At 70.6% G+C, this 25,748-nt stretch carries 27 protein-coding genes; 18 read left to right on the plus strand and 9 right to left on the minus strand.

Annotated elements, in window-relative coordinates; all coding sequences use genetic code 11:
- Nucleotides 1-228: 228 nt before the first annotated feature.
- The 4 genes from VF584_16520 to VF584_16535 form a co-directional block, all read right to left on the minus strand.
- Nucleotides 229-873, minus strand: a complete 645-nt coding sequence (locus VF584_16520) for a hypothetical protein (protein HEX8211781.1) — start codon at nucleotides 871-873, stop codon at nucleotides 229-231.
- A 62-nt stretch (nucleotides 874-935) separates the two neighbouring features.
- Entirely contained in the window at nucleotides 936-1,391 is a 456-nt protein-coding gene (locus tag VF584_16525) for a hypothetical protein (GenBank protein HEX8211782.1), read from the minus strand.
- A 31-nt stretch (nucleotides 1,392-1,422) separates the two neighbouring features.
- Nucleotides 1,423-2,001 carry a M23 family metallopeptidase gene (locus VF584_16530; protein HEX8211783.1) on the minus strand — a complete coding sequence of 193 codons (579 nt, stop codon included), beginning with the start codon at nucleotides 1,999-2,001 and terminating at the stop codon, nucleotides 1,423-1,425.
- Nucleotides 2,002-2,063: 62 nt separating this feature from the next.
- Complete coding sequence (locus VF584_16535; GenBank protein ID HEX8211784.1) at nucleotides 2,064-3,014, minus strand: serine hydrolase; 951 nt, start codon at nucleotides 3,012-3,014, stop codon at nucleotides 2,064-2,066.
- Between the two features lie 332 nt (nucleotides 3,015-3,346).
- Between VF584_16535 and VF584_16540 the strand changes: the two genes are divergently transcribed.
- From VF584_16540 to VF584_16555, 4 genes are all read left to right on the plus strand, one after another.
- Nucleotides 3,347-3,904, plus strand: a complete 558-nt coding sequence (locus tag VF584_16540; protein HEX8211785.1) for a C40 family peptidase — start codon at nucleotides 3,347-3,349, stop codon at nucleotides 3,902-3,904.
- Between the two features lie 202 nt (nucleotides 3,905-4,106).
- Nucleotides 4,107-4,565 carry a cytidine deaminase gene (locus VF584_16545; protein HEX8211786.1) on the plus strand — a complete coding sequence of 153 codons (459 nt, stop codon included), beginning with the start codon at nucleotides 4,107-4,109 and terminating at the stop codon, nucleotides 4,563-4,565.
- Nucleotides 4,562-5,872, plus strand: coding sequence for a thymidine phosphorylase (locus VF584_16550; GenBank protein ID HEX8211787.1), 1,311 nt, complete (start codon nucleotides 4,562-4,564; stop codon nucleotides 5,870-5,872). The genes VF584_16545 and VF584_16550 overlap by 4 nt, the downstream gene beginning before the upstream one ends.
- A 337-nt stretch (nucleotides 5,873-6,209) precedes the next feature.
- The gene (locus VF584_16555) at nucleotides 6,210-6,464 is read left to right on the plus strand and encodes a hypothetical protein (GenBank protein ID HEX8211788.1); all 255 of its coding nucleotides are present in this window, start codon (nucleotides 6,210-6,212) and stop codon (nucleotides 6,462-6,464) included.
- 89 nt (nucleotides 6,465-6,553) lie between these two features.
- Here VF584_16555 and VF584_16560 read toward each other — a convergent pair whose 3' ends face one another.
- Together VF584_16560 and VF584_16565 are read right to left on the minus strand one after the other, a co-directional pair.
- Nucleotides 6,554-7,270, minus strand: coding sequence for an NYN domain-containing protein (locus VF584_16560; protein ID HEX8211789.1), 717 nt, complete (start codon nucleotides 7,268-7,270; stop codon nucleotides 6,554-6,556).
- A 215-nt stretch (nucleotides 7,271-7,485) separates the two neighbouring features.
- Nucleotides 7,486-7,854 carry an FKBP-type peptidyl-prolyl cis-trans isomerase gene (locus VF584_16565; protein HEX8211790.1) on the minus strand — a complete coding sequence of 123 codons (369 nt, stop codon included), beginning with the start codon at nucleotides 7,852-7,854 and terminating at the stop codon, nucleotides 7,486-7,488.
- 428 nt (nucleotides 7,855-8,282) lie between these two features.
- Here VF584_16565 and VF584_16570 point away from each other — a divergent pair, with 428 nt between their 5' ends.
- From VF584_16570 to VF584_16600, 7 genes are all read left to right on the plus strand, one after another.
- On the plus strand, nucleotides 8,283-9,422 hold the full coding sequence (locus VF584_16570; protein ID HEX8211791.1) for a L,D-transpeptidase family protein: 1,140 nt from the start codon (nucleotides 8,283-8,285) through the stop codon (nucleotides 9,420-9,422).
- Nucleotides 9,419-10,201, plus strand: coding sequence for a hypothetical protein (locus tag VF584_16575; protein HEX8211792.1), 783 nt, complete (start codon nucleotides 9,419-9,421; stop codon nucleotides 10,199-10,201). The genes VF584_16570 and VF584_16575 overlap by 4 nt, the downstream gene beginning before the upstream one ends.
- Nucleotides 10,202-10,215: 14 nt before the next feature.
- A complete protein-coding gene (locus tag VF584_16580) occupies nucleotides 10,216-10,740 on the plus strand; it encodes a hypothetical protein (protein HEX8211793.1) in 525 nt (174 codons plus the stop codon).
- On the plus strand, nucleotides 10,740-11,234 hold the full coding sequence (locus VF584_16585; GenBank protein HEX8211794.1) for a hypothetical protein: 495 nt from the start codon (nucleotides 10,740-10,742) through the stop codon (nucleotides 11,232-11,234). Before VF584_16580 ends, VF584_16585 begins: the two co-directional genes overlap by 1 nt.
- Nucleotides 11,231-11,626 (plus strand): hypothetical protein, encoded by a 396-nt coding sequence (locus VF584_16590; GenBank protein HEX8211795.1) that lies wholly within the window; start codon nucleotides 11,231-11,233, stop codon nucleotides 11,624-11,626. Before VF584_16585 ends, VF584_16590 begins: the two co-directional genes overlap by 4 nt.
- Nucleotides 11,627-11,753: 127 nt before the next feature.
- The gene (locus tag VF584_16595; GenBank protein ID HEX8211796.1) at nucleotides 11,754-12,581 is read left to right on the plus strand and encodes a TrmJ/YjtD family RNA methyltransferase; all 828 of its coding nucleotides are present in this window, start codon (nucleotides 11,754-11,756) and stop codon (nucleotides 12,579-12,581) included.
- 510 nt (nucleotides 12,582-13,091) lie between these two features.
- Nucleotides 13,092-14,264, plus strand: coding sequence for a hypothetical protein (locus tag VF584_16600; protein HEX8211797.1), 1,173 nt, complete (start codon nucleotides 13,092-13,094; stop codon nucleotides 14,262-14,264).
- Between the two features lie 293 nt (nucleotides 14,265-14,557).
- Here VF584_16600 and VF584_16605 read toward each other — a convergent pair whose 3' ends face one another.
- The 3 genes from VF584_16605 to VF584_16615 form a co-directional block, all read right to left on the minus strand.
- On the minus strand, nucleotides 14,558-14,770 hold the full coding sequence (locus VF584_16605) for a cold shock domain-containing protein (GenBank protein HEX8211798.1): 213 nt from the start codon (nucleotides 14,768-14,770) through the stop codon (nucleotides 14,558-14,560).
- A 246-nt stretch (nucleotides 14,771-15,016) separates the two neighbouring features.
- The gene (locus tag VF584_16610; protein HEX8211799.1) at nucleotides 15,017-16,684 is read right to left on the minus strand and encodes a methyl-accepting chemotaxis protein; all 1,668 of its coding nucleotides are present in this window, start codon (nucleotides 16,682-16,684) and stop codon (nucleotides 15,017-15,019) included.
- Between the two features lie 91 nt (nucleotides 16,685-16,775).
- On the minus strand, nucleotides 16,776-18,248 hold the full coding sequence (locus tag VF584_16615) for a pyridoxal-dependent decarboxylase (protein HEX8211800.1): 1,473 nt from the start codon (nucleotides 18,246-18,248) through the stop codon (nucleotides 16,776-16,778).
- Nucleotides 18,249-18,483: 235 nt separating this feature from the next.
- On the opposite strand from VF584_16615, the gene VF584_16620 reads away from it, so the two are divergent.
- The 7 genes from VF584_16620 (at nucleotide 18,484) to VF584_16650 (ending at nucleotide 25,665) form a co-directional block, all read left to right on the plus strand.
- Nucleotides 18,484-19,380 carry a pseudouridine-5'-phosphate glycosidase gene (locus VF584_16620; GenBank protein ID HEX8211801.1) on the plus strand — a complete coding sequence of 299 codons (897 nt, stop codon included), beginning with the start codon at nucleotides 18,484-18,486 and terminating at the stop codon, nucleotides 19,378-19,380.
- Nucleotides 19,377-19,946, plus strand: coding sequence for a 5-formyltetrahydrofolate cyclo-ligase (locus tag VF584_16625; GenBank protein ID HEX8211802.1), 570 nt, complete (start codon nucleotides 19,377-19,379; stop codon nucleotides 19,944-19,946). The genes VF584_16620 and VF584_16625 overlap by 4 nt, the downstream gene beginning before the upstream one ends.
- A 410-nt stretch (nucleotides 19,947-20,356) precedes the next feature.
- On the plus strand, nucleotides 20,357-21,037 hold the full coding sequence (locus tag VF584_16630; GenBank protein HEX8211803.1) for a hypothetical protein: 681 nt from the start codon (nucleotides 20,357-20,359) through the stop codon (nucleotides 21,035-21,037).
- Between the two features lie 8 nt (nucleotides 21,038-21,045).
- Nucleotides 21,046-22,065: a hypothetical protein gene (locus VF584_16635; GenBank protein ID HEX8211804.1), complete on the plus strand. Its 1,020-nt coding sequence runs from the start codon at nucleotides 21,046-21,048 to the stop codon at nucleotides 22,063-22,065.
- Between the two features lie 44 nt (nucleotides 22,066-22,109).
- The gene (locus VF584_16640) at nucleotides 22,110-23,936 is read left to right on the plus strand and encodes an OmpA family protein (GenBank protein HEX8211805.1); all 1,827 of its coding nucleotides are present in this window, start codon (nucleotides 22,110-22,112) and stop codon (nucleotides 23,934-23,936) included.
- Between the two features lie 116 nt (nucleotides 23,937-24,052).
- On the plus strand, nucleotides 24,053-24,838 hold the full coding sequence (locus VF584_16645) for a hypothetical protein (GenBank protein ID HEX8211806.1): 786 nt from the start codon (nucleotides 24,053-24,055) through the stop codon (nucleotides 24,836-24,838).
- Nucleotides 24,835-25,665 (plus strand): ABC transporter ATP-binding protein, encoded by an 831-nt coding sequence (locus VF584_16650; protein ID HEX8211807.1) that lies wholly within the window; start codon nucleotides 24,835-24,837, stop codon nucleotides 25,663-25,665. Before VF584_16645 ends, VF584_16650 begins: the two co-directional genes overlap by 4 nt.
- Nucleotides 25,666-25,748 lie beyond the last annotated feature (83 nt).

Here is a 25,748-nt window from a genome sequence, read left to right on the forward strand (position 1 = left end):
CAGGGTAACGGGTTAACCCACCTGAGGCCGCTCCAGGCGCGTTGTACATGCGCCCGGGGCGGCTTTGTTGCATCTCCATCTAACACAAGCAGTTACGCGCGCGTGTCAGCAGGCGCTGTCGAACCCCTACACAGAGACACAGAGAGGGGACGGAAAGAGAAACGGAAAAGCATTTCTCAGTGCCTTTCTGTTCCCCTCCGTGCCCTCTGTGTGATGGTTTTTCCGAATCTAGCCGCGGGCACGAGCCAGGGTGCCATTCACGGCCGCGATCCACTCGGGAGGGAAGCGGCCCGGATCGCACAGCCACTCGATGAGCGAGGGGACGGCGTACTCGATTCCGGAGCGCTCGTCCGCGACGGCGGCGACCAGGATGCCGCCCATCCCGCGCAGCCGGCGGTTCCACGGCTCGCCTACAGCCGCGTCGAATGCGTCGGTGAGGGCCTGGAAGCGGGCCGGGGGGAAGTGCGCCTCGCGCATAGAGCGGAGCTCGGCCGCGCAATGGAGGAGGATGGAGTAGCGCCCGGCCGACTCCGGGAGCGCGGCGGAAAGCTCCTCGTGCAGGATGGCCAGGTGGCGCTCCAGCATCCACTGCGGCATCCCGCGCGACGACAGGACGCCGCCCAGCCACTTCACCTGCTCCACCGCGACGTCCGGCGTCAGGTCGACCAGGGTGGCGAGCCAGCCGCTGTCGCTCAGCGAGAACTGGCGGCCGCGCGTGCCGTAGCGGTGGCCGTAGTACGGAAACTCCGCCCACGAGCGCTGCGCCGCCCGCTTGGCCGCCTTCACCTCGCGCGGGTCGCTGGTGACGACGTGGTTCCCCGCCTCGGGGTTGAGGATGTTTGCTTCGTGGTAACGGATGTGCTTCGCGATCATCGGTCCCTCCATTCTGGGTGCCGCCTTCAAGCTGTACCCGGCCGCCCCCGCGCGCAACCGATTCAGCCGAAGATCCGGTTCCACAGGTCGGGGACCATCGCCACCACCGCGAAGTGGATGAAGCGCCCCACCAGGCACGCCACCACGAAGAAGACGATGTTCATCCGCACCGCCCCCGCCGCGATCGCCATCACGTACAGCGGCGGGAGGCCCACCAGCGAGCTGCAAAAGAAGACGAGCTTCCCCCACAGCGGCCGCGCCTCCAGCTTCGCCTGCGTCGCCTCCAGCCCGCGCTGCACGCGCCCGGCGGGGAGCTTCAGCACGCCGAGCCCCACGTAGTACATCGCGATCTTCCCCACCGTCTGCCCCACCGTGGCCGCGACCACCAGCGGCAGCACGTACGACTTCGGCGAGAGCGCCACCGCGGAGAGCAGGTAGATCTCGGTGTTGACGAAGGGGACGAGCGAGCCCAGCACGCAGACGGCGAACGTGGTCAGCCAGGCGGCGACGAGCGTCATCGCGGGCGGTGCGGCTGGTTGCGGCGCAGGCTCACGGCTTCACGAGCAGGGGATACGGGTTCAGATCCCTTCCCCGCCACCAGCGGTTCGGGTCGGATACGGTGTAGACGGCAAAGTGCAGGTGCGGGTTTCCGGCGGGCGCGTTGCCCGTGTGCCCCACGTACGCGATGACGTCTCCGGCGCGCACCAGATCGCCCTCCTTGAGGCCGGCACGGTAGCGCTGCAGGTGCGCGTAGTAGTAGATGGTGCGCCCGTCCTCGTCGCGGTGGTAGAGCGAGATCCCGCCCAGCGCGCTCGTGGCCCGCTTCACGATCACCCCGCCCGCCGCCGCCAGCACCGGCGTGCCGTCCGGCGCGAATATGTCCACTCCCTTGTGCTTGCGCCCGCCGGAGCGCCCCGCGCCGTAGCTGTCGGCCAGGTCGCGCTCGCGCACCCCCGCCACCGGAATCACCAGCCGCGCGGCGGTGGCCGCCGGACGCAGCTCCTCGCGAGTCGCCACCCGCACCAGCAGCGTCTTCTCGGTCGCGGCCAGGTAGATGACGAGCCCCAGCAGCAGCGCCACCTCCGCCAGCGCGACGCCGATGGTGGCGCGGCGCAGGGTGATGCGCATGCGCCTGCGCCGCGGCGCGGGCTCCGGGGCCGGAGCGGCTTCGGGCGGAGCGGCGTCTTCGGTCAGCGCGGCAACGGGGGAAGCTGCGTGGCCGGGTTGTAGTGCCGGAACACCTCGCGGCCGATGCGCGCGATCAGGAGGTTGGCGGGGTTGTCCGGCATGTACGACCGGTCCTGGTTCTCGCGCGTCATCACGCAGACCGCCACCGGGGCCTCGGCGCCGTACAGGATGCCGCAGTCGTTGCGCGCCTGGTCCACGTCGCCCGACTTGTGCGCGGCGTCGAGGTTACCCGGCAGCCAGCGCTGCAGCTTGCCGGCGTCCTGGTTGGCGCGCAGCATCCGCAGCGCCAGCGAGTCCATGGCCGGCGACACCGCGCGCCCCTGGTGCAGCAGGGTAAAGAGGCGCGTCGTCTCGTCCGGCGTGGTGACGCCCAGGCCGTACTTCACCGAGCTGTCCATGGCGACCGAGGTGGCGCGGAGGAAGGTCTTGGAGTGGATCTTGGTGTGCGGCAGCCCCAGCGCCTCCATCTTGCTCCACACCGTGCGGATGTTGAGGCGGTCCAGGAGGAGGTTGGTGGCGGTGTTGTCGGACAGGGTGATCATCAGCCACGCCGCGTCCTCCACCGTCAGGTTGAGACCGGACGCCATGTACTGCAGGACGCCGGAGCCGCCCACCCGGTCGCGCGCGATCATCCCGATGCGCTCGTCCAGCCGGATCGACCCCTTGTTGACCTCGTCCAGCAGCGCCACCAGGATCGCCACCTTGATCAGCGATGCCGACGGGTACGTCTCGCCGCCGCGGATGGAGAGCGTCTCGCCTGTCTTGAGGTTCGCGACGCTGACCCCCGCGACGCCCGCGTAGCCGCGCATCACAGACTCCAGCGTGCGGCGCAGCGCCGTCGTGTCGCTGCGGACGGCAGTCGGAGCCGGGCGTCCGGCGGCGGGCGCGGCGGCGGCGCAGGCCAGTGCGGCAAGCGCCAGCAGGGGTACGGCTGTGCGGAAGAGGCGGCTCATGGCGGATGCGTCGGGATGGGCGGGGGGATGGTCTTCCGCAGTATGGGGCGGGGCGCGCGCGTTGTCCATCAGCGGCCAGCGCGGGGCGGAAACGGCCGGATGGACGGATTTCCGCAAGTCGTTGGAACGCATCGGCTTAGTGTTCGGGGGCCGGAACGGCGGGGCACGAGGTTGTTGACGCGGGGGGTGCAGGGGGGGTATCATGCCCCCCACTTCACACCCTTGATCGACTCCGCTTCGGCGCCGCCGCGGCCCTCCCCTAGCAAGGGGATGCCACCCGGTGGGATGGTCCCCGCGCCGATCCGCTTTCACCCGCGTTCCCCCACATAGCTTTGCTTCCAAGCCGCGGCAGCGCACTATTCGCCATTGCCCTGGGTCTCGTGCTGGCCCTTCCCGGCGCCGCATCGGCGCAGGAGAGCTTCCCCAGGCTGCGTGAGTTCCTGCGCGGCGAGAGTGCCCCGCGCGGCGAGGCGGATGCGAAGCGTGACTCCGTGGTGGCGCTGGCCCGGCGGCAGATCGGCGTACGATACTCGCTGGGCGGCACCTCTCCCGAGCGCGGCTTCGACTGCAGCGGCTTCCTCCAGTACCTGATGCGCGGCCTGAACGTGCGCCTTCCGCGCACCGCGGCCGAGCAGGCGCGCGTGGGCCAGTCGATCCCGCGGGACGTGAGCCGCATGCTTCCGGGCGACATCCTCACCTTCGGCTACGGCGGCCGCACCACGCACGTGGGGGTGTACATCGGCGGCGGGCGCTTCATCCACGCCAGCACGGGATCGCGCCGCATCGCCGAGGCGCGGCTGGACCGCTCGTCTTCGCTCGTTCGCGCATGGACGGGGGTGCGGCGGATGCTGGGGCGCAGCGACAGCACCGTAGCCGTCGCGAACCGCTGAACCACGCCTCACACAGAGACACAGAGGGTACCGCAAGAAAAAAGAAAGGTGTTTCCTCTGTGCCTTTCCGTGTTCCTCCTTTTCCTCTGTGTGAGGCTGTTGTTACGATGCCCGGCCCGCTCCCACGCTTGTGGAAGCGGGCCTTGTGCTATGCGGCGCGGCGCTTGCAATTCCAGCCGCAAACCCCTTGGAGCAAACGACGTTGACCAATCCGAACGAAACCACGGCGCTGGACGAAGCGCAGGCGCAGGCGCTGATGGAGAGCGCCCGCACCGCCCGCGGCTTCGCCTACGTGCCGTACAGCCGCTTTCCCGTGGGCGCCGCGCTGCTGGCCGACGACGGCACCGTGTTCACCGGGTGCAACGTGGAGAACGCCTCGTACGGGCTCACCAACTGCGCCGAGCGCACGGCGATCTTCAAGGCCGTCTCCGAGGGGCGCACAACATTCCGCGCCATCGCGGTGGTGGGGCCGCAGGACGACCTCGCATGCGCGCCGTGCGGCGCGTGCCGCCAGGTGCTGTACGAGTTCGGCCCGGAGATGGTGCTGGTGACGCCCGCGGGGCCCAACGACCCCGGAGGCGTGCGGATGACCACCGTCGGCGCCCTCCTCCCCGGCGCCTTCGACGGGTCGGATCTCCCCGCGCTCGCGGAGGATGCGTGAGCAGTGTGGCGGTGCCGCTGATCGAGCGGAAGAAGAACGGCGGCGAGCTGGACCCGGACGAGATCCGCGCCCTCCTGGCCGGCTACCTGGACAGGTCGATCCCCGACTACCAGCTCGCGGCGTGGCTGATGGCCGTCTGCTGGCGCGGAATGACGGAGCGCGAGACGCTGGCGATGACGCAGGCGATGGTCGACACCGGCGCAACCCTGGAATGGGCGGACCTCGAACGTCCCACCGTCGACAAGCACAGCACCGGCGGCGTGGGCGACAAGACCTCGCTCGTCCTGGTGCCGCTGATGGCCGAGGCGGGCGCCGCCTTCGTGAAGATGTCCGGGCGCGGGCTGGGGCACACCGGCGGCACGCTGGACAAGCTGGAGTCGATCGCCGGCTTCCGCACGGAGCTGGGGCTGGATGAGATGGGCGCCCAGGTGCGGCGGATCGGGTGCGCGCTCGTGGGCCAGAGCCCCGCCCTCGTCCCAGCCGACGGCGCGCTGTACTCGCTCCGCGACGTCACCGCGACGGTCGATTCGGTGCCGCTGATCGCCAGCAGCATCATGTCCAAGAAGCTGGCCGGCGGCGCCGGGACCATCGTGCTGGACGTGAAGTGGGGCTCCGGCGCCTTCATGACCACGCAGGAGGCCGCGCGCGAGCTCGCCGGCGCCCTGGTCCGCATCGGCCAGGGGGCCGGGCGCCGCACGCGCGCCGTCCTCTCCTCCATGCGCGAGCCGCTGGGGCGGGCCGTGGGCAACGCGCTGGAGGTGCGCGAGGCGCTCGAGACCCTCAACGGCGGCGGCCCCGCCGGCCTGTGGGCGCTCACCCTGGAGCTGGGCACGCACCTGATGCTCCTCTCCGGCCTCGCATCCTCCGCGGACGATGCGGTGCGCACCCTCACCGCGCTGCGTGACTCGGGGGCGGCGGCGCGGCGGATGGAGATGCTGGTGGAGGCGCAGGGCGGCGACCCGCGCGTCGTCGCCCGCCCGGACCTCCTCCCCGCCGCGCCCGTCGTCCGCACCGTCGCCGCCGACGCGGACGGTTGGGTAGCGGAGGCCGAGGCGCGCGGCATCGCGGAGGCGGCACTGCACCTCGGCGCCGGACGGCTGCGCAAGGGCGACCCCGTGGATCCCGCGGTCGGTGTCGTCGTCCTCGCCCGCGTGGGTGACCGTCTGATGCCCGGGGGTCCCCTTGCCGAGGTGCACGCGCGCACCGAAGCCGCCGCCGAAGCCGCCGAAGCCCGTCTCCGCGCCGCCTTCCGCCTCTCGCCTGAAGCCGTCGCCGCGCCGGGCGAGCCGTACGAGACGGTGGGGTAACGGGCCCTCACCCCCCCCGGCCCCCCTCTCCCGGTAACAGGAGAGGCTGGCGCCTCTGTTATCGAGAGAGGGGGGAGATCGCCGCCTTTCCGCGCGAGCCTTCGGGTCTCAGAAAACGCGTAGGGGCGCGATTTATCGCGCCCGTGCCTGACGCCGCTACGTCAGCCGCCTCTTCGCACGGATCTCGTAGGCGCAGTCCTGCGTGTCTGCCCGCCCCGCCCCCGCGACAATCCCGGCTACCCGCACCGAAACCGTTGTGGTGAACGGCCGTATCCTGTACCGTGCCCTCTGCGCCCCTCCCCGCACGGCCCCTTTCACCGCTCGCCGGAACCCCCTCATGCACCTCGCTGCCTGCGTCCTGCTCCTCATCGTGACCGTGGCCTCCGGCGTGACGGCCATCGTAAACCTGCTGATCTCGATTTCGGAAACGGCGCCGGGAACGAGTACGTGGGCCGCGGTCACACGGGGCGCCTTCCTCAGCCGGAAGCACTTCACGGAGCGTGGCTGGAAGCTTCGCGGGCGCGCGATCCGCTTCCAGCTCCTCACCATGGCGCTGATGGTCGTCCTCTTCCTCACCTGCTCCGAGCTCTGAAGGGGATTCCGACGCGACAGCGTGCGAGGAGCCAAAAGAAGCGGCACCGGAACGATCCGGTGCCGCTTCTTTTCATCTCCTGCCGACGGTCAGAGTCCCTGTGGCGAGCGCACGGGCCAGGAGTCGGATGCCGGATCTTCGTCGCGGGGCGGAGGGGAGTAGGAGCGGCGCACGTCCGGCCGATCGTAGACCGGGCGGTCGTAGGACTGGGCGCGCTCCTGCCGCTCGTACGGGCGGCGGTCCTCCGGGCTGGCGAGGAGGAAGGTCTGGAGCAGCTCGGGGGTGATGACGGTGCGGTCGTCCGCCTCTTCCCACAGGTCGCGGTGCGGCTGCTGCGGGCCGCTGCCGTGGAAGAGGTGGATCAGCACCCCCTCGTTCTTGGCCGCGCGGATCGCGGGGAGGAAATCGCTGTCGCCCGTGATGAGGATGGCGCGAGACACTCGCTGCTTTACGGCCAGCAGCACCAGGTCCACGCCCAGGTAGATGTCCACGCGCTTCTGCTCGAAGATTGGGCGCTCGCTCTCGCGGTCGGTGCCGCGGTACTCGAGCTTCCCTTCGCGAACTTCGAAGCGGTTCAGGCGGTTGAGGGCGCTGAAGAAGCGCTTCTTCCCTTCCAGCCTCTCAAGCTCCTCGGGCGTGGGCACCGGGGAGACGTAGGGGAGGCAATGATAGTAATAGGTGCGCAGGAGGTCGTTCGGCCGGGCCAGCTCGGTGGCCAGCTTGCCGAAGTCGATCCGCGGGGAGCCGCAGTCGCGCGAGACGCGGTCGAAGTAACCGCCATCCACAAAGATCGCCGCCGCACTCATAATCAATCCTTCGGTGGGGATAACGAAACCGCCCGGTCCCGCGGCGGTGAAAAGAAATAGACCCGCGGAGGCGGCCGTCATCATCCGGCGCGCCTCCGCGTCCGATGAATTTGCCACCCCCGCGAGTCGTGTCAAGTTCCATCCCCCCACCGCTTCGGAGAGGACAAAATCACTTCACCGCCCAAACTTACCAGAATCCGCCACGACTCCCGCGGCTAACGGATGCCGATCAGCTCCACGTCGAACACCAGCGTCGCGTTGGGCGGAATGACGGCGCCGGCGCCCCTGGCACCGTACCCGAGCTGCGGCGGAATGACCAGACGCCGCCTGCCGCCTACCTTCATCCCCGCCACGCCCTCGTCCCAGCCGCGGATCACGGTGCCCGCGCCGAGGGGAAACTCGAACGGCTTGTTGCGGTCGCGGCTGCTGTCGAACTTGCGCCCATCGGTGAGCGTGCCGGTATAGTGCACCACCACGTGATCACCTGCGTGCGCCTCCTGGCCGCTTCCCACCGCCTCGTCGGTGTACTGGAGCCCGGAGGCGGTGGTCGTCATCGCCTCATTCGGGTTGGCTGCTTCGCTCAACGGAGTCTCTCCTGCTGCTGGTTCTGCATGGACGGCCGCGCGCCGTCCGTGGCGTGTGGGGAAGGTATGCGGCGGGGACGGGAGGGGACAGGGGAGCATGCGTGCATCGGGTGCGTGCGGCATGGCCGGCGCGGGGGCGGGCACGGGCAGCCACGCGGGGCGGCCCCTACGGGCTTGGGTGCAAGAAGCCAGGGTCGAGGCACGGCGGAGGGTGGGCTCGATGAATCGCGCCCCTACGGGATCCGGCACTCGCGCGGAGTTCTCCCCCTCACCCGGGGGAGGGGGCCTCGGCACTCCGCCAGCGCCCGCGTGTACTTGCCCGGCGACTACCCTGGCGCACAGGTTGCAACCTCGTGCACGACCTTGTCTTCCGCGCGCGTGAACCCGCGCGCGGCCCGCACCGCAGAAGCAGCCGTATGATTCGCCTGATGAACCGATCGTTCGCCGCGCGCGCGCCGCTGGCCCTGTGCGCCGCGCTCCTGATGGGCGCATGCTCCACGATGGGGAGCCGCAAGCCCGCGCCGCCTCCCCCCGCAGCGGCGCCGGCACCCCCGGTGCCCGTGCCCGACCGCAAGTTCGTGGTGGTGGACGTGGAGCGGAACGAGCTGCGCTTCATGGACGGCGAGCGCGTCCTGTGGCGCGCGCCCGTGGGCACCGGCACCGGCTTCCGCCTCAGCAGCCGCAGCGGCCGGCAGTGGCAGTTCCACACTCCCAGCGGCACCATGCAGGTGCAGTACAAGGAGCTGAACCCCGCCTGGTTTCGCCCCGACTGGTGGTTCATCGAGAACAAGCGCCCCGTGCCGCCGCAGGACTCGCCGCTCCGCAAGGAAGAGGGCGGGCTGGGCGCCGCGGCGGTCTTCCTGGGGAACGAGCTCGCCATCCACGGCACCGACAAGCCGGAGCTGCTGGGGCGGCGCGTGTCGCACGGGTGCATCCGCCTGTCTAACGCCAACGCGGTGCGCCTCTTCCACAACGTGCAGGTGGGGACGCCGGTGATGATCGTGGGCGAGTCCGTCGTGCTCAACGAGGAGCAGCCGGACAGCGTGGCGCGCTTCACCCGCAGCGCCCGCCGCGTCCCGCGCCGCCCCAACCCGCTCGACCGCGTGACCACCACCCAGCTCCTCACCCGGTTGGACGCGCAGCTCGACGCCCCCGGCGACTCCCTCTGGGTCGCGGTGGCGGCGGAGCTGGTGGAGCGCGGCGTCAAGGAAGATGCTGCCGCCCTGCGCGGACTCCTGGCGCGCGCCGGGGCCCCGCAGAGCGCCGCGCGCCGCGACGAGTACTCCACCTTCCTCGCCGACGTCTTCTCGCGCGGGGCGCTGCGCACCGTGGTGGCGCTCAACCGCATTACCCCGGAGGCGCGGCAGCGGGCCGTGGAGGACATCGTGGAGGCGACCATGTCGCTCTACCACGGCGATCTGAATGCACCGATGGCGCCGTGGCCCACGCGCCGCGTCCCCCGCGAGCGGCTGGGGCCGGAGGGGCAGGCGGGGTGGGCCGCGCTGCAGCGCGCGGAGCAGGCGTACAAGGACCGCTTCGGGGTGCGGATGGCGGCGGGGCGGCCGTGAGCGCGGAACGGCTCGGGAGGCAGGACCTCCACTGCCACACCAACATGTCCGATGGCGACCTCCCGCTGGAACGGGTCGTCGCCCGCGCGCGCGAGCTGGGGGTGGAGATGGGGATCGCGGACCACGTCTCCAGCCGCAACACCCAGCGCTTCCTCTCCAGCGAGGCCCGCGTGCGCGCCTACCTGGACGCGCTGGAAGACGCCCCCGTCTTCCGCTCCGGCGAGTTCTGCTGGTGCGACGAGATGTGGAAGGAGCTCCCCGCCGAGGTGATGGACCGCTTCGACTACCGCGTGGGCTCCAACCACGGCTTCTACCTCCCGGACGGCACCATGGGCTCCCCCTGGTGGCAGGAGCTCCCCGAGCCGTGGAGCGGCCGGCCGCAGGAGGTGATGGACGTGATGGTGGACAACCTGTGCGACATGGTGCGCACCATGCCCATCCACATCGCGGCCCATTCCACGCTCACACCGCCCGCTCTGTTCGACCTGGAGAGCGACGTGGACGCCTGGTGGACCGGCGAGCGCGAGGACCGCTACGTCGACGCCCTTGCGGAAAGCGGGGTGGCGCTGGAGATCTCCAACCGCTACCGTCTCCCGCACGACAGGCTCCTGGGGAAGGCGCTGCGGGCCGGGGTCCGCTTTTCGCTGGGAAGCGACGGGCACACGCAGCGGCAGGTCGCGCAGCTGGGGTGGGCCGCCGAGACGGCGCGGCGGGTGGGGATCACGGACCGGGAGCTCTTCGCGCCGGAGCGGCGGCGGGGCGGCTCATCTCAACGATGACGGGTGGAGGGGGGATGGAGCGCGACGATCTGGAGGGCGGCGCCGAGCGCACGCCCGTGGTGCGGACGGAAGAGACGGCGACATACGCGGCGGGCCAGGGCACCACGGCCCCCGAGCTCGCCCCCGCGGCGCGCGGCGCGGTGCCGTCCCGCCACGGCAGCGCGGAGGACGAGGCGGCGCGCATCGAGCGCGAGCGCAACACGCCCGGCTCCGTGCGCGCGGAAGACACGGAGCCCTACATCGGCCTGCAGTACATCGCGCGGCTCTTCAAGATCGTCTCCTTCATGGTGATCTTTGCGCTGGTGCTGGAGGTGGTGCTGGGCGTGGCGAGCGACGGCGCGCGGGCCATCCTCCCGCTCTTCGCGGAGATCGTGCAGAACGGGGTGCTGGCGGCCATCCTCTGGGGCGCGGCCGACATCGTGCTCCTGCTGATCGACCTGGGGCACGACGTCCGTGCCTCCCGCGTCCTCCTGGGACGCGTTTCCGCCCGCGGCGAGCAGCAGTACGGCGGGCAGCGGCAGCGCGAAAGGGAGCGTTGATGATGAGCGACGAGACGAGAGGCGCCACCCCCGAGCGTCCGGACGACCAGACGCTCCTGCACGCGGAGCCCGCGGCCACCACCCCGCCCGCCGGCGCCCCCGCCCGCCCGCCCACCGACGAGGAGGCGCGGATCGCGCGCGAGCGCACCGCGCCCGGCTCCATCCGCGCCGAGGACACCGAGCCCTACGTGGGGCTCCAGTACATCGCGCGGCTCTTCAAGATCGTGTCGTTCCTGGTGCTGATCGCCATGGTGCTGGAGATCGTGTTGGGGGTGGCCGCGGAGGGGCTCAACGCGCTCCTTCCGCTCCTGGCCGAGGTGGTGCGCGCCGGCGTGCTGGCCGCCATCCTCTGGGGGAGCGCGGACGTGGTGCTCCTGCTGATCGACCTGGGCCACGACGTGCGCGCCTCGCGGGTGCTCCTGGGCCGCATCTCCGCGCGCGGCGAGCAGCAGTACGGCGGCAAGCAGCGCCAGCGGGAGCGTCCGCGGGAGTGAAGCGCGCCGCCCTCTTCATGCTCCTCGCTCTCGCCGCCTGTGGGGAGCGCGAGGTGGAGGACACCGGGCTGTCGCTGGTGGCGCGCAAGGATGGGGATGCCGGCTACCTGGTGTGGGGCCGCACCACGAGCCCTGAGGCGCTGGAGCTCTCCGTGGAGGATGGCGAGCGCGTCCTCTTCGGCCCGGTCCCGCTCCTGGCGCGCGAGGGCCGCTTCCGCGTGGACTTCACCGTCGAGCCGACCGAGCGCCCCATGCTCTACCTCTTCCTTTCCGACGCGGGGGGTGCGCGGCAGTGGCGGGTGGAGATTCCGCGCGGGCGCCGCGAGGTGCGGTTCGGCCCTCCGCTCCCCGCCGAGCCTCCACCTCCGGAGTATCTTCCGTTGGCGAGGTAAACAGCATCACACAGAGGGCGCAGAGAGAACTACAAGGCGCAGAGAACCCCTTCTGCCCTTCTTTCCCTGCCCCTCTGTGTCTCTGTGTGAAACTGCCGTTCGTTTTTGGCCTCGACGCAACTGAGCTTTGTCCGATCCTTTCGATACTGACGAACCGTCCGCCCCCGGCCGCCGCGCGCTGCAGGGGGTGGTCGTGGTTCTGTGGGAGACGCAGGACCGCGTCAACGTCGCCGGCACCGTCCGCGCGATGAAGAACTTCGGCCTGGAGCGCCTGCGCCTGGTGAACCCGGCCGAGTGGGACCCATATCGCATCGAGGGTATCGCCCACGACACGCAGGAGATCGTGGAGCGCACCGAGATCCACTCCTCGCTGGAGAGCGCGCTCGCCGACTGCTCCTTCGTGGTGGGGATGACGGCCCGCTCCCGCCGCGCCAAGCGCGCCGTCGCCCGCCCGCGCGCGCTCGCGCCGGAGCTGCTGGGGCGCGCGCTCGATGCGGTGGAGGGACGCGGAGGCCCGGTGGCGATTCTCTACGGCCGCGAGGACCACGGCCTCCCCAACGAGGCGCTCGACCTCTGCCACCGCACGGCGCACATCCCCACCAACCCGGATCACGCCTCGCTGAACCTGGCGCAGGCGGTGCTGGTGATGGCGTACGAGCTGTGGATGGCCGCCGAGGGCGAGGTGCAGCCATTCCGGGGCCCCCGGCGCGAGGTGCAGCCCGTCACAATCGAGTTCCTGGAGATGCTCTTCACGGACGCGGAGCGCGCTCTTTGGGCGATCGACTTCTTCAAGAGCCGCCACACGGAGAGCGTCATGCGCACCCTGCGCGAACTCGTGCACCGCTCCGACGTCGACGCCCGCGAAGCCGCCTTCCTCCGCGCCATCGCAATCGAGATCGTGAAGTACCTCCAGCGCACCGGCGTGTACAACGAGGCGTGGGAGAAGCGGGGGTGAAGACAAGCCCCGCTCGTTGCACTCGCTGCCTTCCCCGATAGTCACCGGGACCCGAGCCGTCCAGGCCCTCCTCGCATCCTGCAAGCGCGACCGCCCGGACGTCAGGAGCAGCATCGACTCCTCAGTCAAGGCTGGCCTCAATTACCGCCAGGAGTCTTCCGACGCGGACGGGTCGAGCAGCTTCGATTGAGACAGGGCACGTGAGGGAGGGGAGCCCGGACCGGCCCGCGCGGGCGGTGGCCGCGCCGAGGCCCTTGCCGGCGTGCGGCTCAGGCCCTACTCTGCCATGATTTGTGATTCCCCCGCTTGTAGGCCGAGCTCCTCCAGAAAATGCTGCCCGCTCCCGCTGCAAAGTTGACCCTGTAAGACACGCCCACCGCGGCCATCCAGGACCGCTCCATTCGCCCCCGCCACGACCTGCCGTGGGGGATCATCCACACGCCCAAGATTCCGATGACTCACCGATTGGGGACTCCGCTGCTCACTCTTGTTTTCGTCGCCAGCGCTGGAATGCCAACGTGCATCAGCGCACAGACTCTCGTCAACCCAGTGGTTGGCGTGCGCAGCGCCGAGCCGGACGCGGCCGTGCCTCGCGTACCTTTCCAAATCGACCGGATCCAGGTGGCAGCGGCGAACGCGGCCCCGCTGGTGGGACGGAAGGCGGGCGGCGAAAACGACGTCGTCGCGCTGCACCAGGCCGCCCGCGACTACGCTCACGATTATCCGGCGGAGTTCCGCACCGCCCTGGACCGCGCGGGGACTGATCCGGCGCAGGCCCGCGTTCGTGCGAACCGGGCTAATGCGGAGGATCTCCCTTATGTTGCCGTCGCGCTCGCGTTGGCGGCCGAGAATCCGGTCGACGCTGCGGAACACCGGCTTAAAGCAGGGGAGGAGAACAGCGGACGCGTCGCCGCACTTCAGCGGGAGCTTCGCGAGCACCTTCGCTCCGCGCGAATCGCGCTCGCCGGGAACCCGTTCTGGATCTTTGCTTCTGGCTCTGTTACGGAGGGGCTGGGCAAAGCGGAGACGGACGATGATGACGGGCAGAAGCCCATCGGCACCGGCGCGCTCGGACTGTCACTCCAGACACCGAAAGCGCGCTACACCACCAGGGTGAGCCTTATCTCAGCCGACAACATCCAGGACAGCGACATCGGGCCTGCCGTGCTCACCCCCGGCGCCGGAAACGCGCTCAGCGCGGCATTACTCGACATGCGGCTCAACTCCACCCCGCGGATTGCCGGGCGCGGGATGCCGACCATCCATCTCCCTAGCCACTACTACGTTACGGCCTCCAGCCTCCGGCTCCGCGACGGCACGGCAGCGGACGCAGACATCGTCCGGACAACTGTGCTGGGGGCTGGCGCACTGTGGTCAAGCGAGATTGCCGCCGGCGCGATCCAGCAAACCGAGGTGGACCTACGCTTTGATTGGGGTCCGTCGGTCCGCTGGATCAACGGCGATCTCGAACGCGCGCAGAACCTGGACGACACGGCGGACGGCATTCACACGGGGCTCGAGGCGGGCTTTTCCATGTCGTTCGGGCGCGTCACCGCCGCCTCGCAACTGTACTACCTCTGGCCGCTACGCGGGGCGGATGAGATCGACGGCCTCAACGGCTTGCAGCTAGTCGCAGGAATTTCCGTTACGGGTGAGTTTTTCCGCGGCACGCTAAACCGCTAGCGTTGACGCGCGGCGGCCGTGATCCTCGCGCCCGGCCGGACGCGGTGAGGAAAGAGCGGGCCGACAAGATCTGCCCCTACGAGGCATCGGTTTGAACGACGGCGGAGCAGTCGTCGGACACGGGCCCGAGGAATCGTGCCCTATTGGTCCGTGCGGCCCGCAACGCAGTTCTCCCCCGCCCTGCGCCCCCGCAGGCGAGTGTAACGAGCCGGGGGTGAGGGCCCTCCGCGCCACCAAAAAGGCCGCTCCCCGACCATCCGGGGAGCGGCCTTCGCCGTCAGGAGCGGGCGTTTTCAGGCGCCGACGCGAACCACGTTCTCGGCGGCGGGGCCCTTGGGGCCCTCCACCACGTCGAACTCCACCTCTTCACCTTCGGCGAGGGTCTTGAAGCCCTCCTGCTTGATGGAAGAAAAGTGGACGAACAGGTCCCGGCCGCCCTCGTGCTCGATGAAGCCGAAGCCCTTGGCGTCGTTGAACCACTTTACCTTTCCAGTCGTGCGTTCCATCTCCTACTCCTGCGGCTCTGCGGTGAAGAGGCGACGTGCGGGGCGTCCGCACGCGCGTGGCTTCGCGGTCGCGCCAGACGGCGCGTGGGCCCCCGCGCGGGCACAAGCACGGTCAGCCCGCGGGCACACGCGTGGCGATGGCGGCAGTGGAACGGGTGTTCGGCAAGGAGGTTGGGCGGTGTGCGGGGGGCACGTCTTGCGATGGGCGCCGCGGCGCGGCACGTCCTGCGGTGTCAGCGATGCATCTTATACGTCCGGAACCGGCCCGCTGTCAAGGTTTTTCGTCGCGGGCGCGTCGGCGGCGAGGACGCGGAAGCGGCCCGCCTGCGCGCGCAGCCCGGCGGCGGTTTCCGCGGCGCCGCGGCTGCCGCGGGCCAGCTCCTCCATGGCGGACCACTGGGCGTCTGCGGCGGCGGCGGTCTGGCGGGCGCGCTCCACCGATGCCCCCGCGATTTCCCGCACCCGCGCCATGTCGCCGCGCAGCCCGCCGAGGGCGCCCGCCTGCCGCTCGGCGTCGAGCGCGATGCGCTCCACGAACGCCACCGTGCGCACCAGACCCTGCACGATGGAGGCGAGTGCGTCGCGCCCGTTCTCGGACACCTCGCCCACGCCGCCGAGCCGGGTACTGCCCGCACGCAGGCGCTGGCGCACCTCCGCGATGGCGGCGGCGGTCGCCTCCACCACCCCGCTCACCTCGGCGGCGGACGCGGCGGACTGACCGGCCAGCTTCCTCACCTCGTCCGCGACAACAGCGAAGCCGCGGCCGTGCTCGCCGGCGCGCGCGGCCTCGATGGCGGCATTGAGGGCGAGGAGGTTGGTCTGCTCGGCGATCTCGCCGATTGCGGTCACGAAGCCGCTCACCCGCTCGCCGGCGGCTTCCAGCGCGTCGGTGGCGGCGTCCAGGCGGCGATGGTCCTCACTCAGGTCGGTCAGCAGCAGCCCGGCGCGCTCCACCCGGCCGGCGTGCTCCTCAGCTTCGTGCTCCAGGTGGCGCGCCTCCTCGGTGGAGCGGGCAGCCTGCGCGCGCAGCGCCTCGCCCTCGCGCGCGACGGCTTCCAGGGCGTCGCTACCGTGCGCCACCAGCGCCATCTGCGTTTCCGCGGCGGAGGCGGCTTCGCTGGTGGTGGCGCCGATCTGCCGCGCCGCCGCCTGCACCTCGCCCGCGGTGGCGGCCAGCGCGTCGGCGAGTCCGGCGAGCGTACGGGCGCCGTCCTGTACCTCGCGCACCATCTCGCCCACGGTGAGCGACATGCGGTTCATGGAGACGGAAAGGAAGCCGATGTCGTCCAGGTGGCGCTCGGGAAGGCGCGCGGTGAAGTCGCCCTCCTGCGCGCGGGCCAGCGCCTGGCGCACCCGGCGCAGGCGGCGCGTGTAGGCGACGGGCCCCTGCGTGGAGAGCCACCCGGTCCCCACCAGGAAGAGCCACTCGATGAACACCGTCCACGCGGCGACGGCGCCGCCCTCGCCGCGGAGCCCGAGCCAGCGCCCCGCGGGGTAGAGGATGGCGGCCAGCACGAGCTGCACCTGCGCCGCGCGCGGCATCCCCAGCGCGTACCCGCCCACCGCGAAGATCAGGAAGGGGAGCACCAGGTACCCCTGCGCTCCCAGCGCGGCGGTGAACGCGGCCAGGCCGATGGAGTCCAGGCCCAGGCTCCACCAGAACTGCGATGGAGAGAAGCGGTCCGCGCGCAGGAGGATGAACCAGAGCACGTTCACCACGAAGAACGAGCCGCTCAGCGCCGCCGCTACCGGGACCGTGATGGTCAGCGCGCCGGTCAGGTTCCCGATGAGGGCGAGCCCCATCGAGAGGAAGACGAGGAACCAGCGCTTGTCCACGGCCTGCTGGTGCCGCTCGCGCAGGACGAGCCAGCGCTCGCGGGCAAAGAGCCCGTCGAAGTCGGTGTTGGAGCTCACGGGGGAGGACTGCGGGGAAACTACTGGAGGAGCCGCGGGCGGCCTGGGGGTGGAAGGATGCCCCGTGCCGCCCGCCCGTGTCAAGATCGCGTCACGATCCGGTGGCAGCCCGGCGCAGCAGATCCCAGGCGTGCGCCACGTGCGCCTCGGTCGTGCGCAGGTTGCCGACGGCCAGGCGCAGCGCCGTGCGGCCGTTGAGCTTCGTGTGCGAGAGGAGCGCCTCGCCGGTGGCGTTGACGGCCGCCATCACCCGCTCGTTGTGCGCGTCGGTAGCCTCGCCGTCCATCCCCTCCGGCCGGTGGCGGAAGACGACGAGGCTGAGCGGCACGGGCGCCATCCGCTCCCACCCCGGCTCCGCGTCCACCCACGCGGCGAAGAGGCGCGCCAGCCGCACGTGCTCGCGGATGCGCGCCGCCATCCCTTCGGCGCCAAAGCGGCGCAGCGTCATCCACAGCTTGAGCGAACGGAAGCGCTTCCCCAGCGCCGGCCCGTAGTCCATCAGGTTGGTGACGCTCTCCCCCTCCGGCGTCACCAGGTAGTCGGGGACGAGCGAGAAGGCGCGGCGCACCACCTCTGGCCGGCGCAGGTAGAGCACCGAGCAGTCGATGGGGACGAAGAGCCACTTGTGCGGGTTGACGACGATGGAGTCCGCCCGCTCGGCCCCGTCCAGCACCCCCCGCAGCTCGGGCACGATCGCCGCCGAGCCGCCGTACGCCGAGTCCACGTGCAGCCAGAGCCCGTGCCGCTCGCAGACGTCGGCGATGGCCGGCACCGGGTCGATGCTGCTGGTGGAGGTCGTCCCCGCCGTGGCCACGACGCAGAAGGGGCGGATGCCGCTCGCTCTGTCCTCCTCGATGGAGCGCTCCAGGGCGGCGGGATCCATCCGAAAGGCGTCGTCGGTGGCGATCCTGCGCGTCCCCGTGCGCCCGATGCCGACCGTGATCCCCGCCTTTTCGATGGACGAGTGCGCCTCCTGCGAGCAGTACAGCCGCAGCTTCGGGAGGTCGCGCCCGCTCATCCCCTCCTCGCGCACCTGCAGCCCCGCCTCCTCGCGCGCCGCCGCCACCGCGATCAGGGTGGAGATCGAGGCCGTGTCCTGGATGGTGCCGCGGAACACTTCCGGCAGCCCCATCATCTGCCGCAGCCAGTCCAGCGTTCGCTCTTCCAGCTCGGTCTGCGCGGGTCCGGTGCGCCAGAGCATGGCATTGTTGTTGAGAGCCGCCGTCAGCATCTCCCCCAGTATTCCGGGCCCCGCGCCGGTGATGGCGAAGTAGGCGAGGAACGCGGGATGGTTCCAGTGCATCGTCCCGGGCACGATGATGTCGCGGAAGTCGCGCAGGATCTCGTCGAGACCTTCCGGGCGGTCGGGCGCGGATGCGGGAAGCTTCGCCGCCACCTCGCCGGGCCGCACGTCCCCCAGCACCGGAAGCTCGCCGACGCCGCCGAGGTACTCCGCGATCCAGTCGACCACCTCGTGCCCGAAGCGCCGGAACTCTTCCGGCGAGATGTCGCCTGTCTCCGCGGCGCCTTGCTGCAGGGACGCGAGCTGGGGATACGGATCCATCGTGCGCGATCGGGGGTCGGGGTGCGTTTCCTCTGGCGTGCGAGCGGCGTAACTTACGGGTGGGATGGGCCCGGCGCAGGGGGGCCTCACCCCCGCTCGTTCCTCGCTGCCCCCTCTCCCGATAACAGGAGAGGGCTGCGCCCTCCGTTATCGAGAGAGGGGGCGGAGGGTCGGCACTGGGGACTGGGCACTCGGCACTTTTTGCTTCCGCAATCACGCACTCACGCACTATCCCATGCCCGACCTCATCCGCACCTCCGCCCCCGTCGCCGCCGCGCTGCGCGAGGGGCGGCCCGTGGTGGCGCTGGAGTCCACGGTGCTGGCGCACGGGCTGCCGCGGCCGCGCAACCTGGAGGTGGGGCGCGCGCTGGAAGCAGCGGTGCGCTCCGGCGGCGCCTTTCCGGCGACGGTGGGTGTCATCGCCGGCGTGCCGATCGTGGGACTTGATGACGCGGAGGTGGTGCGGATGGCGACGGCGGATGGCGTGCTCAAGCTCTCCACGCGCGACCTTGCCGTGCCCGTGGCGCGCGGGCTGGACGGCGCGACCACGGTTGCCGCGACGATGTTCCTCGCGCACCGCGCGGGGGTGCGGGTGTTCGCGACCGGCGGCATCGGCGGCGTGCACCGCGGCGAGGCGCGCGACGTCTCCGCCGACCTGACCGAGCTGGGGCGCACGCCGATGATCGTGGTGTGCGCGGGCGCCAAGTCCGTCCTCGACCTCCCCGCCACCCGCGAAGCGCTGGAGACGGCCGGCGTCCTCGTCGTCGGGTGGAAGACGGACGAGCTTCCCGCCTTCTATGCTCGCGAGAGCGGACTGTCGGTGGACGTGCGCGCCGACAGCGCGGAGGAGGTGGCGGATCTGTGGCGTGCGCATCGCGGGCTGGGATCGCCGGGCGCCATCCTCCTCTGCGTTCCGCCCCCGCCCGAGCACGCCCTCCCCGCCGATGCCATCGAGGCGACGATCCGCGAGGCGCTCGCCCTGGCCGACCGCGAGGGGGTCCGCGGGAAGAATGTGACGCCGTTCCTGCTGCGCGCGGTGGCGGAGAGCACGGGCGGAATGTCTTTGGAGGCGAACGTGGCGCTCCTCCTCAACAATGCGCGGGTGGGGGCCGCCGTGGCCGCGGCGCTGTGACCAAGGATTTACTCCGCCGCGAGGCCCGCCGCCGCATGCGCGACCTCCTCCCCAGCCAGCGCGCCGCCGCCGAGACGGAGATCGCGCGCCTGGTGTGGACGGTGCCGGAGGTCGCGGCCGCCCGCACCCTCCTCCTCTACGCGCACCTCCCGGACGAGGTCTCCACCGACGCAATCGCCCTCGAAGCGCTGACGCGCGGCGTGCACGTCGTCTTCCCGCGCGTCCTCCCCGACACCCGCGCGCTCGACCTGCACACGGTCGCCGAGCCGTCGTCGCTGCGCATCGGCGCGTACGGCATCCGCGAGCCGGACCCGGAGCGCTGCGCCCGCGTCCCCGTGGACGCCGTGGACGCCGTGCTCGTCCCCGGCCTCGCCTGGGACCGCCGCGGCGCCCGCCTCGGCCGCGGAGCCGGCTACTACGACCGCCTCTTCGCCCTCCCCGAGTGGCGCGGGTTCCGATGCGGGGTATTCTTTGGTGCGCAGGAATTCCCCGCCGTCCCCACCGACCCCTGGGACGTGCCCCTGCAGGCGGTGGTGACGGAGGCGGGGGTGGTGGCGGCGCGTTGACTAGGGCCGGTGGCGGGGCGGGCACGGGCAGCCACGTGGGGCGGCCCCTACGGGTTCGGTGCGCGACGCGGAGGTCGAGGCGGCGACGAGGGCGAGCAGACACGCAGGTCTGCCCCTACGACGATCGGCCCGGTGGCGGACATATGCGCTGCACGCGGGGTTCTCCCCCTCGCCCGCCCTGCGCCCCCGCAGGCGGGGGAGGGGGCCGGGGGGAGGGGGCCTTTCGACCCATTTGAAACCAGGGTCTACCCAAATCGTAATTTTCGCATCATCTTAAGCCGCTCGCGTGCATCCACGCGTGCGGCCGTCCCCGGCCGCCCGAATCCAGTGCGTCACCCCACCCGACCCCTCCACCCCTCAGGAGCGGCTCCGCACGGCCAGGCGGCGCGCGCGGGCCGAAGCCCAACCCCATGAGCGGATTCTTCGACAAGATCAAGGACGCCAGCAAGGACGCTCTCGGCACCTTCGTGGAGTTCGAGGAGGAAGAGCGTTCGGACGCCACGGTCGGCTTCCCGCCGCGCCCGCCGGCCCCGGCCCCGGCATCGCACGCCGCGTACGCGCACCCCGCGGCACCCACCGTGCCCGCGCAGGCCGCGCCCGATCCGGAGTTCGTCAAGCAGCTGCAGGCGGCGGTGGGGGCGAGCGGCAAGCCGGCCTACTCCCAGTTCCGCGCCCTCTTCGACGCGCTCTCCGTCGTCCCCGATCCCATGCAGCGCGCGCAGGCCGCCCTCTCGGCCGCAAAGGCGAGCCACGGGGTGGACGCCGCCGCCGTGGCCGCGGCCATTGACGACCGCATGCGCATCCTGGACGGCGAGAAGGCCGCCTTCGACCGCGCGGTGAAGACCGAGTCCGACCAGTCGGTGGGCGGGGCGCAGAGCGAGATCGAGAAGACGCGCAAGGAGATCGCGCGGCGCCAGGAGGAGATCCGCACCCTGGAGGCCCGCGCCGCCGAACTGGAAAAGAACCTCCACGAGACCCGCGCGGCGCTGGACGCATCGTCCGCCCGCTTCGCGTCGTCGTACGCAGCCGTGCACGCCGAGCTCGCCGCCGAGCGCGCCCGCGTCGCCCCGTTCCTTACCCCCAACGCCTGAGCCCGACGATGGAAACTCCAGCCGCACCGCGCCCGCGCCGCACCTTCTGGGAGCGCCCCGAAGGGAAGGTAGGATTGGGCATCGTGGCCGCCCTGGGAATCCTCCTGGCGTGGGGCTTCGTCCGCATCCTCCCCACGCTCATCCAGATCGCCGAGAACACGCTCTACCTGGCGTTCCTGGTGGGCGCCATTGCGCTTCTCTACTGCATCGTCTTCGTGTGGGACCGTCCGCGGACGCTCCTCTTCTACGCGCTGCAGATGATCTCGCGCTGGATCACCTCCAACTTCATCGAGCTCGATCCGGTCTCCATCCTCCACGCCTTCGTGAAGCAGATGAAGGAGCGCCGCGAGGTGATCCAGGACCGCCTGGGGCGCATCGTGGGGGTGAGGCGGATGGTGGAGGCCAAGGTCCAGAAGAGCGAAAAGGAGCGGCAGCAGGCGCTGCGCCTGGCCGCCGCCGCCAAGGGGCAGGCCGACGAGGACGGGCTCAACGCCCACGCCGAGATCGCCGCGCGCCGCACGCGCGACATCCAGGAGTACGAGGCGATGTGCGGCCAGGTGGAGAACATCGAGAAGCTGCTGCAGCGCGTCCTGCGCCGCGCCGACTACCACATCCAGACGGCCGAGGACGAGGCGAACCAGCTGCAGGACAAGCATGCCATCACCGGCGCCGTGCAGGCGGCGACGACGGCGGCGCAGGGGATCTTTGGCGATTCGGACCTGGCCGAGGTGCGCGACATGGCCGCCGAGCGCATCCGCGACGACTACGAAAAGCGCCTGGGCGAGCTGCAGACGCTGATCGACCTGACCGACTTCGACAACGTGGTGGACCTGAACCAGATGGCCTTCCGCCAGGAGGGGCTGGCGCAGCTCGCCGAGGCGGAAAAGAAGGTTACCGCCGCCGAGCTGGCCAATCCGGACGGCCGCGGACGCGCGTCGCTCCCGGCCGGGGCCCCCGCGGTGCCGCAGCCCGGCACAGCGTCGCCGGAAGACCGCTGGCGCAGCGCGGTCCGCCGCCCGAAGGGGTAAGGGCGCCCCTTTTCAACCAACCAACTCTTATCAGCAGGGCCACGATGAAACTGACTTCCACGGGCCAGAAGACGGTCCGAGTGCTGGGCGGCCTGGCCGTCATCCTGGTGGTGGGCCTGGGGCTGCGCTACGCCGCCATGAACGGCTACGGGCGCGAGATCCTGGGCTCCGTCGTGCCGGACAAGATCGAGGGGCTGGACGCCGGCTCGGACGCGCTGGTGGGCGGGGCCGAGTTCGCCGGCCTCCCCAGCGACAAGCCGGCGGCGCTCCCCGGCGCTCCCGAGGTGCGCATCAACTTCTGGGCGTGGAACTCCCAGATGGGGTGCCTCTACAGCAACGGCGGCCCGGTGACCACCGAGGGCTCGCTGATGGAGAAGCAGGGAGTCAAGGTCAAGATCGCGCGCCAGGACGACAACTCGCAGCTCATGGCGGGGCTCACCGCGCTGGCGAAGGGCCTCCACGACGGGCAGGCCCAGCCGCGCGACGGGATCCACTTCATCGGAATCATGGGCGACGGCGCCGGCGCCTTTTTGGCCGCGCTCAACAGCCAGCTGATCGACAGCTTCGGCCCGGAGTACCGCGCGGAGATCGTGGGCTCGTGCGGCTACTCGCGCGGCGAGGACAAGCTGATGGGGCCCAAGGCGTGGCGTGACAACCCGCAGACCATGCGCGGCGCCGTGGTGGCGGGCGTGCTGCGCGACGGCGACTGGAACATCGCCCAGCGCTTCATGGGCGACAACGCCATCCCCAACAACCCGGACGAGACCACCTACGATCCGCAGGCGGTCAACTGGATCAACACCTCCTCGTACGTGGACGCGGCCGAGAAGTACGTCTCGGGCTACTGCGAAGACCGCAAGGTGGTGCAGAACGGCAAGCTCACCGGCGACACCAAGCGGGTGTGCGTGGACGGCATCGTCACCTGGACGCCGGCCGACGTGACGGCGGCGCAGGGGCGCGGCGGGCTCGTCTCGGTGGTATCCACCAAGGAGTACTCGTCGCAGATGCCGCACGTCATCATCGGCATCCGCAAGTGGAACCAGCAGAACCGCGAGACGGTGGTCAAGATGCTCTCGGCCTTCATGGCCGGCGGCGACCAGGTGCTTCAGCACCCGCGCGCGCTGCGCCGCGCCGCCGAGATCTCGCAGGAGATCTACCAGGAGAAGGGGGCCGACGCGGCGTACTGGGAGAAGTACTACCGCGGCGTGATCGAGCCGGACAAGACGGGGCAGCCGGTGGAGCTGGGCGGGTCGAAGGCCAACAACCTGGCCGACAACCTCCTCCTCTTCGGCCTGGCGCCGGGCAGCTCGCCGGAGACGTCGCGCTTTCGCGCCACCTACACGGTGTTTGGCAAGATCGTGACGCAGCAGTACCCCAAGCTGGTGCCCAGCGTACCGCCGGTCGACTCGATCCTGGACGTGTCGTACCTGCGGCTGGCCTCGGAGCGCGCGGGCGCATCGGGCGAGGCGGTGGGCAAGGCGGAGACGCCCACCTTCACGCCGACCAACGAAAAGGTGACGCGCGTGGTGGGCCGCCGCGACTACAAGATCACCTTCCAGACCGGCTCCGCCGAGCTGTCGCCGGAGGGCGAGCGCCAGCTGCAGGAGCTGTTCGACAACCTGTCGATCAACTCGCTGGCGGTGGAGGTGCACGGCCACACGGACAACACCGGCTCGGCCGACGCCAACCAGCAGCTCTCCGAGGACCGCGCGATGGCGGTGAAGAAGTACCTGGAGGGCCGCTCGGCGAGCACCTTCCCGCAGGGCCGCGTGCGCGTCTTCGCCCACGGCGCCACGGAGCCGGTAGAGTCGAATCGCACCGAGGCAGGCCGCTCCGCGAATCGCCGCGTGGAGGTCGTGATCGGGAACTGAGAGAACGGAAGTCCTGAGTCCTAAGTGCTAAGTGCTGAACCGCGGTTTAGCACTTAGCACTTAGGACTTTAGCACTTCCCTCCCGCATCTTCACCCCGCACCCAAACCATCCCCCCATGCCCTCCCTTGGTCCCGCACTGCGGCCCAACCGCTGGATCGCGCCCGGAGCGTACTGGCTCCTGGTCGCCATGTGGACGGTGCTCGTGTTCATGGCGTGGCTCCTGGCGCCCGCGTACTTCCCGTCGCCGGCGCGCGTGCTCAGGGCGTTCAACGAGCTGACCGCCAGCCAGGGGCTCATCGGCGAGCTGTGGACGTCGCTGGTGCTCTTTGGCGAGTCGCTCCTGATCGCGTCCATCCTGTCGATGGGGCTGGCGTACGCCACGGTGGTGCCGGCGGTGCGGCCCATCGTGATGGCGCTCACCCGCGCGCGCTTCCTGTCGCTGGTGGGGCTCACCTTCATCTTCACCATGATGCTGAGCGGCGGCCACGCGCTCAAGGTGGGGCTCCTGGTGTTCGGGATCTCCGCCTTCTTCCTCACCTCCATGGTGGACGTGGTGGCGCAGGTGCCCACCGAAAAGCTGGACCACGCGCGCACCCTGCGCATGGGCGAGTGGCGCACCGTGTGGGAGGTGATCGTGCTCGGACAGATGGGGACCGCGCTCGACGTCCTCCGCCAGAACGCCGCCATCGGATGGATGATGCTCACCATGGTGGAGGGGATCTCGCGCAGCGAGGGCGGGATCGGGGCGCTGCTGATGGACCAGAACAAGCACTTCAACCTGGCCGCCATCTTCGCGGTGCAGGGCGTCTTCCTGGTGGCCGGCTTCGCGCAGGACGCCGTGCTGGCGTGGCTCAAGGCGACGCTGGTGCCGCACGCCGCCCTCACCACGGTGCGCAGATGACCACGCAGCACGTATACGAGCGCCGCGGTACCCTGCTGGACATCCAGGGCATCCGCTTCGCCCGCGGCGGCGCCGCCATCCTGCGCGACCTCTCCGTGCAGATCCGCGACGTGGTGCGCCCCGGGATGTCGCAGGGGCAGATCGTGGGGCTGCTGGGTCCCTCCGGCGTCGGCAAGACGACGCTCTTCAAGATCCTGGCGGGCCTGGTGGATCCCGATGAGGGGACGGTGCGGATCGGCGAGGCAGGCATCCCCGCCAATCCGGGGCTGGTGGGGGTGGTGACGCAGAACTACGTCCTCTTCGAGCACCGCACCGTGCTGGGCAACCTGCTGATCGCGGGGAAGCAGGCCGGGATGTCCTCCGCCGACGCGAAGACGCGGGCGATGGAGTACCTGGAGCGCTTCGGGCTGACGGCGCACGCGGAGAAGTACCCGATGCAGCTCTCCGGCGGGCAGCGGCAGCGCGTCGCCATCGCGCAGCAGCTGCTCTGCTCGGAGCACTACCTGGTGATGGACGAGCCGTTCTCCGGCCTCGACGTGATCGCGCAGGAAAAGGTGCAGGAGCTGCTGATCGAGGTCAGCCACCGCCACGAGGAGAACACCATCATCCTGGTGACGCACGACGTGTCTGCCGCGGTGGCGGTGTGCGACACCATCTGGCTGATGGGGCGCGACCGCGAGCCGAACGGCGCCATCATCCCCGGCGCGCGCATCGTGGAGGTGATCGACCTCATCGAGCGCGACCTGGCGTGGCATCCGGACATCCGCACGCGGCCCGGGTTCCACGCGCTCGTGGACGAGATAAAGGCGCGGTTTCACACGCTTTGAACCGCCTCACACAGAGACACGGAGGGGAACAGCAAGAACTGCAGAAGGAGTTCTCTGTGGTTTGTAGTTTCCCTCCGTGTTCT

This window comes from Longimicrobium sp., from assembly GCA_036389135.1.
Lineage (GTDB): Bacteria > Gemmatimonadota > Gemmatimonadetes > Longimicrobiales > Longimicrobiaceae > Longimicrobium.

Coding starts and splice junctions, on each gene's coding strand:
- VF584_16520 (HEX8211781.1), bottom strand. CDS start 873: ATGATCGCGAAGCACATCCGTTACCACGAAGCAAACATCCTCAACCCC.
- VF584_16525 (HEX8211782.1), bottom strand. CDS start 1,391: ATGACGCTCGTCGCCGCCTGGCTGACCACGTTCGCCGTCTGCGTGCTG.
- VF584_16530 (HEX8211783.1), bottom strand. CDS start 2,001: ATGCGCATCACCCTGCGCCGCGCCACCATCGGCGTCGCGCTGGCGGAG.
- VF584_16535 (HEX8211784.1), bottom strand. CDS start 3,014: ATGAGCCGCCTCTTCCGCACAGCCGTACCCCTGCTGGCGCTTGCCGCA.
- VF584_16555 (HEX8211788.1), top strand. CDS start 6,210: ATGCACCTCGCTGCCTGCGTCCTGCTCCTCATCGTGACCGTGGCCTCC.
- VF584_16560 (HEX8211789.1), bottom strand. CDS start 7,270: ATGAGTGCGGCGGCGATCTTTGTGGATGGCGGTTACTTCGACCGCGTC.
- VF584_16570 (HEX8211791.1), top strand. CDS start 8,283: ATGAACCGATCGTTCGCCGCGCGCGCGCCGCTGGCCCTGTGCGCCGCG.
- VF584_16580 (HEX8211793.1), top strand. CDS start 10,216: ATGGAGCGCGACGATCTGGAGGGCGGCGCCGAGCGCACGCCCGTGGTG.
- VF584_16585 (HEX8211794.1), top strand. CDS start 10,740: ATGATGAGCGACGAGACGAGAGGCGCCACCCCCGAGCGTCCGGACGAC.
- VF584_16600 (HEX8211797.1), top strand. CDS start 13,092: ATGCCAACGTGCATCAGCGCACAGACTCTCGTCAACCCAGTGGTTGGC.
- VF584_16605 (HEX8211798.1), bottom strand. CDS start 14,770: ATGGAACGCACGACTGGAAAGGTAAAGTGGTTCAACGACGCCAAGGGC.
- VF584_16615 (HEX8211800.1), bottom strand. CDS start 18,248: ATGGATCCGTATCCCCAGCTCGCGTCCCTGCAGCAAGGCGCCGCGGAG.
- VF584_16620 (HEX8211801.1), top strand. CDS start 18,484: ATGCCCGACCTCATCCGCACCTCCGCCCCCGTCGCCGCCGCGCTGCGC.
- VF584_16630 (HEX8211803.1), top strand. CDS start 20,357: ATGAGCGGATTCTTCGACAAGATCAAGGACGCCAGCAAGGACGCTCTC.
- VF584_16635 (HEX8211804.1), top strand. CDS start 21,046: ATGGAAACTCCAGCCGCACCGCGCCCGCGCCGCACCTTCTGGGAGCGC.
- VF584_16640 (HEX8211805.1), top strand. CDS start 22,110: ATGAAACTGACTTCCACGGGCCAGAAGACGGTCCGAGTGCTGGGCGGC.
- VF584_16645 (HEX8211806.1), top strand. CDS start 24,053: ATGCCCTCCCTTGGTCCCGCACTGCGGCCCAACCGCTGGATCGCGCCC.
- VF584_16650 (HEX8211807.1), top strand. CDS start 24,835: ATGACCACGCAGCACGTATACGAGCGCCGCGGTACCCTGCTGGACATC.